The following is a 5,593-nucleotide window of genomic DNA, read 5'->3' as shown; positions in this document are numbered from 1 at the left end:
CTTATTAAAAAAACGGGCGGGTCGCCAGACCCGCCCCTACGTCAATATCCAGCAAACCCGACCCGTAGGGGCGACCGTCCACGGTCGCCCGCGGGCGGACCTAAAGGTCCGCCCCTACATTATCGCACGGGTGAACGCGGTCTCCCTCTCCCCGTGGGAGAGGGATTAAGGGTGAGGGCTACCTTATTAAAAAAACGGGCGGGTCGCCAGACCCGCCCCTACGTCAATATCCAGCAAACCCGACCCGTAGGGGCGACCGTCCACGGTCGCCCGCGGCGGGGACCTAAGTCCCCGCCCTACGTCATCGCAAATGCGAGGCGCTGGCCGGCGTGAGGGCTGCCTCATAAAAAACCCATCACCAAAGGCGAAAATCCGGCCCGGACGACGGGCTTTTCTTGACATCCGCGCCCGCCCTTTTCTATACTTGCCGTCCGCGCGCCGGGAAGGCCGGCGATTCACCGGGCCCCAGGAGAGCACTTAAAACATGGGCACCTTTCAGAAGAAGCTAGCCGACGTAGAGCGCGCCTGGCACGTGGTGGACGCCGCAGACGCACCTCTGGGCCGCGTGGCGACCCGCGTGGCCGGTCTTCTGCGCGGCAAGCACAAAACGTACTGGGCGCCGCACCTCGACGCCGGCGATTTCGTCGTCGTCGTCAACGCCGCCCGGGTGAAGCTCACCGGCCGCAAACTGGAACAGAAGTTCCACCGCCACCACTCGGGTTACCCCGGCGGGCTGAAGTCCACCCCCTACGCCGAGATAATGGAGCACCACCCCGACCTCGCCGTCCACTGGGCCGTGGCGGGAATGGTGCCCAAGAACCACCTCGGGCGGAAGATGCTCAAACGCCTGCGGGTCTACGCGGGACCCGAGCACAGGCACCAGGCACAAAAACCCGCGGCCTACACCCTCGAGGGTTGAGGAGCGTCATGATCGAAAAGAGCTCCATCTGGGCCACCGGCCGCCGCAAGACCGCCATCGCCCGGGTGCGCCTCGTGCCCGGCGAGGGCAGGATCCTGGTCAACCGGCGCGAGATGGAGGACCACTTCCCCCGGGAGGTGTGGCGCAAGAGAGTCCGGCACCCCCTCGAGGCGTCCAACGCCGCCGACCGCTTCGACGTGCACGCCACCCTCACCGGCGGCGGCCTCACCGGCCAGGCGGACGCCCTGAGCCTGGGCATCGCCCGGGCCCTGGAGAAGTACGACCCCGAGCTCCGGCACACCCTGAAGGAGGCCGGGCTCCTCCGGCGCGACGCCCGGATCAAGGAGCGCAAGAAGTACGGCCAGCGCGGCGCCCGCGCCCGCTTCCAGTTCTCCAAGAGATAAACCGCGTCCACCCGGACGCAAACCGCGTCCACCCGGACGCAAACCGGCCCCCACGGGCCAATACGCACGCCTTCCACACACTCGTTGCCCCCGGCGCACAACGCGCGCCGAGCGGGTCCGGAAGGCGGAGGATGAAACGAGGAACCATGCCCGAATTCTCCATGCGAGCCATGCTGGAGGCCGGCATCCACTTCGGCCACCAGACCCGCCGTTGGAACCCCAAGATGAAGCCCTACATCTACGGGGAACGCAACGGCATCTATATAATTGACCTGCAGAAGTCGGTGCAGCTCCTGCGCAAGGCGTGCGACTTCGTCACCCAGACCGCGGCGCGGGGCGGGAGGATAATCTTCGTCGGCACCAAGCGCCAGGCCCAGGCCATCGTGGCCCGGGAGGCCGAGCGAGCCGGCATGTTCTACGTCACAAAGCGCTGGCTCGGCGGCACCCTGACCAACTTCCAGACCATCAAGGGCAGCCTGGAACGCCTGGACAAGCTGGAGCACCTTCTCGGCTCCGAGAGCTTCGAGGGCCTCTCGAAGAAGGAGCGTACCATGCTCACCAAAAAGCACGGGAAGCTCTCCGCGCTCCTGGTGGGCATCCGGGGGATGAAAAGCCCGCCCCAGGCGCTCTTCGTGGTGGACCCCAAGCGCGAGCACATCGCCGTCAAGGAGGCCAACACCCTGGGGATTCCCATCGTCGCCATCGCCGACACCAACGCGGACCCCGACGAGCTGACCTACCTCATCCCCGGCAACGACGACGCCATCCGGGGCATCCAGCTCATCAGCCGGGCCATCTCCGACGCCGTCATCGAGGGCGGCGCCATCGCCACCGGCGGCCGGATCGTCAACGAGATGCCCGTCGCCTGACCCGCTTAAAAAAACCAGCGAGGCATTCGAGGTAATCATGGCAGAAATTTCCGCCAAAGAGGTCATGGCGCTGCGGCAGAAGACCGGCGCCGGCATCGTGGACTGCAAAAAGGCCCTGGTGGAATCCGGCGGCGACGAGGCGAAGGCGGTCGAGCACCTGCGGGTCAAGGGTCTGGCCACCGCCGACAAGAAGTCCGGCCGCTGCGCCGACGAGGGGCTCATCCACACCTACGTCCACGCCGGCGCCAAGCTGGGCGTCATGCTCGAGCTGCGCTGCGAGACGGACTTCGTGGCCCGCACCGACGATTTCAAGGCCCTGGCCAAGGACCTCTGCATGCAGGTGGCCGCCATGGCGCCCCTGGCCGTGGACACCGACGGTTTCGCCCCCGAGGTGCTGGAGGCCGAGCGCCGCGTCTACGCCGAGCAGGCCGCCGAGTCCGGCAAGCCGCCCCAGGTCGTGGAGAAAATCGTCGAGGGCAAGATGCAGAAATTCCTGAAAGAAAACGCCCTGCTGAACCAGCTCTTCATCAAGAACCAGCCGGAAGAGAAGGACCGGACGGTGGCGGACTACATCAAACAGCACGTGGCCAAGCTGGGCGAGAACATCCAGGTGACGCGCTTCGTCCGTTTCCAACTGGGCGAGGAGTCCTAGGCTTGAATCCCAGACGGGTTATCGTGAAGCTCTCCGGCGAGCGGCTGGGCGGCCGCGGACCGGGGGGCTTTTCACCCCTGGAGGCGGGATCGCTCGCCCGGGCGGTGGAAGACCTCGCGGGACTCAAGGGCGCGGGGTACGGGGTCGGGGTCGTGTGCGGGGCGGGGAATCTCCTGCGCGGGCGCGACTCCGCATTCTCCGACCGCGTCGCCGCCGACACCGCCGGGATGCTGGCCACGGTGATAAACGCCCTGGCGCTCTCCGACGCGCTGGGCGCGGCCGGGGTCAAGGCCCGGGCCTACACGGTCATCCCCCTGCCGGGCCACGTGGCCGTGTACCGCCCCGAGGCGGTGCGGGAGTTTTTGGATTCCGGCGGCATCGGCGTCTTCGGCGGGGGAACCGGCGCGCCCTTCGTCACCACGGACACCGCCGCGGCCCTGCGCGCTCTGGAGCTCGGCGCCGGAACAATCCTGAAGGCCACACAGGTGGACGGCGTCTACTCCGCCGACCCCAAGACCGACCCCTCGGCGAAACGCTTCGATCGGCTGACCTACGACGAGGTCCTCGACCGGCGCCTCGGGGTGATGGACCTGGCCGCGGTGGAGCTCTGCCGCCGGGGCGGGATCGAGATTTTAGTCTTCTCCGGCGAGGCGGCGGGCGGACCGCTACGCGCAATCACCGAACCGGGCTTCGCCACCGTCATTTGCCGTGAAAGGAATTAAAATGGCTAGAAAGGACTATTACCACGTAAGTAACGCTCCCAAACCAAATTCAATTGTTCCTGCTGCTTCGGCTGTTGTTATCAATGACAAAGGGCAAATATTGCTACACAGGAGGAAAGACAACAACTTTTGGTCTCTTCTCGGCGGAGCGATGATCCCTGGTGAATCCATCTCTGAAACAGCAATCCGTGAAGTTTATGAAGAAAGCAATATTCGCATAAAGGTTGATAAACTTATCGGTGTTTATTCAGATCCACAACATATAATAGAATATAGTGATGGAGAAATACGACAACAATTTTCACTTTGTTTTCTTTGTTCAGTTGTTAGCGGGGAAATAAAAATCAGTAAAGAATCACTCGAAGTAAAGTTCTTTGATTTATCTGAATTAAATAACATTAATCTTCACCCAGCTCAAATCATACGGATTAGTGATTATCAAAAAAACTCTGAGAAAACCTTTTATTAAAAATAATGGTAAAGCCAACCTCAACAACATGGATACTAGTTATTCACGTATTGCTAGCTGTTGTTGGTATCCTTTTTGTTGTATCCTCAATTACTAACCTATTTGAGCCAGGGTGGAATAATTTTTTATTTGCCTTTGGTGTATCATTAATGTCTGCTACTTTAATATCTGGAACCTTCAGAGTAACAATGCCTGATACATATATTGAAATAAAAAAACAATTAGCAATTGCAAACAAGCTAATTCGAAGCTCACAAAAAACTGGATTAATCGCAATCTGGAATGAACGAGACAATGATGAAAGTAATTTATTGTGGAAGACAATGTTTAAAAATGCAAATAGTCAGATTGATCTGATGGCATATGCAATGCATCATTTATCTTTTCAGCCATGGTTCATTGAAATACTAAATGAAAAAATCGCAAAAATGGTGCAAATCAGAATATTACTTGGTAACCCAATTGTCATCGAGGATGAATTTGATTTTATTAAATCAAGAAACAATGAGGAAGGGAAAGTTGGGAGTATCAAGGAAAGAATAGTAACTATGTTAGAACAGCTAGAACCATTATACGTCCCAAGAAATAACAAATTCTACGTAAAACTTCATAACACTACTCTTTACAACAGCATATATCGTTTCGACGACAATATGCTAATAACCCCACATTTGTACGGCATGGTTGGTTCAAGTGCTCCCTTATTACACATAATAAAGAATAATGAAAATAGTCTTTTCGAAAAATATACTAAATGTTTCGAGGCTGTGTGGAATCTTGATAACACGGTATCTTTTGCCGATTATATAAACAAGAAACGGAATCTTTAGGAGAGCGCTATGACTGAGCCACACCTTATAGAGACACAAAAAAACATGGTGAAGGCCGTTGAAGCGACCAAGCGCGACCTGCGCGCCATCCGCACCGGACGCGCCAACCCCGCCATCCTGGACTCCATCCGCGTGGACTACTACGGCACCCAGACCCCCCTGAACCAGATGGCCACCATCGGCGTCCCCGAGCCGCGCATGGTCGTCGTCCAGCCCTGGGACAGGACCGCCGTGGAGGCCATCGTCAAGGCCATCCAGTCGTCGGACCTCGGCATCACCCCGTCCTCCGACGGCGTGGTCATCCGCCTGCCCTTCCCGCCGCTGACCGAGGACCGGCGCAAGGAGCTGGCGAAGGTGGCCCACCGCCTGGCCGAGGAGGGCAAGGTCTCCATCCGCAACGTCCGCCGCGACGCCAACGAGATGCTCAAGAACGCCGAGAAGAAGAGCGACATCAGCGAGGACGAGCGCGACCGGCTCGTGGACGTGGTCCAGAAGATGACCGACGAGCAGTCGGCCAAGATCGACTCCCTCCTGGAGGAGAAAATAGCCGACATCTCGGAGGTTTAGGCGGCATCGAAGCGGTTTCCCCTCCCCCCTCTGGGGGGAAGCGCGCTTACGGGTTAGGGAGAGGGGTGGGTCGACCTAAACGGCGCGCCGTCGGTCGGCCCCTACGTCATCGCCAGCGGCGGGGTTAGGAAACCCCGCCCTACATTTACGGTCGTAGGGAA

General features: G+C 59.2%; 8 protein-coding genes. All 8 read left to right on the top strand.

All coding sequences use genetic code 11. The features are described 5' to 3' along the window. The first annotated feature begins 484 nt into the window (after positions 1–484). A complete protein-coding gene (rplM, locus tag VM054_04865; protein HUT98391.1) occupies positions 485–919 on the top strand; it encodes a 50S ribosomal protein L13 in 435 nt (144 codons plus the stop codon). An 8-nt stretch (positions 920–927) separates the two neighbouring features. Beyond that, positions 928–1,323 carry a 30S ribosomal protein S9 gene (rpsI, locus tag VM054_04860; GenBank protein ID HUT98390.1) on the top strand — a complete coding sequence of 132 codons (396 nt, stop codon included), beginning with the start codon at positions 928–930 and terminating at the stop codon, positions 1,321–1,323. Between the two features lie 146 nt (positions 1,324–1,469). After that, complete coding sequence (rpsB, locus tag VM054_04855; protein HUT98389.1) at positions 1,470–2,192, top strand: 30S ribosomal protein S2; 723 nt, start codon at positions 1,470–1,472, stop codon at positions 2,190–2,192. Positions 2,193–2,229: 37 nt separating this feature from the next. Then, positions 2,230–2,844, top strand: coding sequence for a translation elongation factor Ts (locus VM054_04850; protein HUT98388.1), 615 nt, complete (start codon positions 2,230–2,232; stop codon positions 2,842–2,844). 2 nt (positions 2,845–2,846) lie between these two features. Then, complete coding sequence (gene pyrH / locus VM054_04845; protein HUT98387.1) at positions 2,847–3,566, top strand: UMP kinase; 720 nt, start codon at positions 2,847–2,849, stop codon at positions 3,564–3,566. A 1-nt stretch (position 3,567) separates the two neighbouring features. Then, positions 3,568–4,035 (top strand): NUDIX domain-containing protein, encoded by a 468-nt coding sequence (locus tag VM054_04840; GenBank protein ID HUT98386.1) that lies wholly within the window; start codon positions 3,568–3,570, stop codon positions 4,033–4,035. A gap of 5 nt (positions 4,036–4,040) precedes the next feature. Next, positions 4,041–4,865, top strand: a complete 825-nt coding sequence (locus VM054_04835; GenBank protein HUT98385.1) for a hypothetical protein — start codon at positions 4,041–4,043, stop codon at positions 4,863–4,865. Positions 4,866–4,874: 9 nt separating this feature from the next. Continuing rightward, complete coding sequence (gene frr, locus VM054_04830; GenBank protein HUT98384.1) at positions 4,875–5,432, top strand: ribosome recycling factor; 558 nt, start codon at positions 4,875–4,877, stop codon at positions 5,430–5,432. Positions 5,433–5,593 lie beyond the last annotated feature (161 nt).

The organism is bacterium (assembly GCA_035528375.1).
Lineage (GTDB): Bacteria > RBG-13-66-14 > RBG-13-66-14 > RBG-13-66-14 > RBG-13-66-14 > RBG-13-66-14.
Note: the sequence above shows the minus strand (reverse complement) of the source record. Positions and strands in the feature narration are given on the sequence as shown.